Origin of the sequence: Mesorhizobium sp. M7A.F.Ca.ET.027.03.2.1 (assembly GCF_003999175.1) — a bacterium.
Lineage (GTDB): Bacteria > Pseudomonadota > Alphaproteobacteria > Rhizobiales > Rhizobiaceae > Mesorhizobium.
In genome coordinates, this window is the sequence record NZ_RZOM01001552.1 from 1 (window position 1) to 952 (window position 952).

General features: G+C 62.3%; 1 protein-coding gene. It reads right to left on the reverse strand.

Features of this window, described 5'->3' with window-relative positions:
* Window positions 1-932: VpsF family polysaccharide biosynthesis protein (locus EN750_RS36370; protein WP_245482924.1), on the reverse strand; the 932-nt coding region annotated here is incomplete at its 3' end.
* Window positions 933-952 lie beyond the last annotated feature (20 nt).

Sequence of the window (952 nt, forward strand, 5' to 3'; positions counted from 1 at the left end):
GGCCTGAACGCTGCCCGCGTCGGCCGGTAAAGCACCAGCGCCAGCACCACGAACTTGGTCAGCAGCGTCGTCTTCGACGCGACGCTTTCCGAGGTGTTGATCAGAATGACCCAGCCCAGCATCGGCAGCCAGATGCCGGGATGGCAGCGGCGCGCCACCTCGAACAGGAACAGCACGAAGCCGAACGTCAGCAAAAGGGTGAAGAAGGCGCCCTGATAGAGGACGGTGCGGATAATCGGGTTCTCGATGCCCTGTTCGAGACCGTTGATGCGGCGCAGGCTGTCGATTAGGTCGACATCCGGCCCCACGATCAGATCGCGTAATTCCAGGTGCTTGAAGAGCTCGAACATCTCGACGCGGGCATTGGCGCTGCCGCTGTCCGACACGAAGCGCTCCAGCAGCGCGTCGAAAAAGCCATAATATGCCGCCACGATGATGACGACCGGCAGCAGCGCGGCAAGCATGAAGCCGAGTGCCGCACCCAGGAGATTGACGCGTCCCCGGCGCAATTTGCTGATGCCCTTGGAAAGCAGGTAGCAACCGCCCAGCACAATCGTCATCACCATCGCCGAACGGCCGCCGAACGCGACAAGTGCCGCGCATTGCAGGCCGATCAATCCTATCCGCACAGGCGTCGACAGGGATCTGGCACCGGAGAGCAGCGCAAGCACGTAGATCGACGTCACCATGGCATTGGCGAGCGGATGTCCCTGCAGAGCGCTCGAGCGCAGATCGGTGGTAAACGCCACGCCGTCGAGGCGATAGGGGAAGATAAGCGTCTTGGTGGCGAACTCGAAAAGGGCAAGCAGCGCATTCGCCGTCATGACAACGTGAACGACGGTCTGCAGCCCGGCGAATGTCCGTTGGTCGTCCTCGCTGAGCATCAGCACCAGAAGTGCCGCGGCCACGAACGTATCGATCATGCCAGCCATGCCGGGCCGCTGCCTGGCGA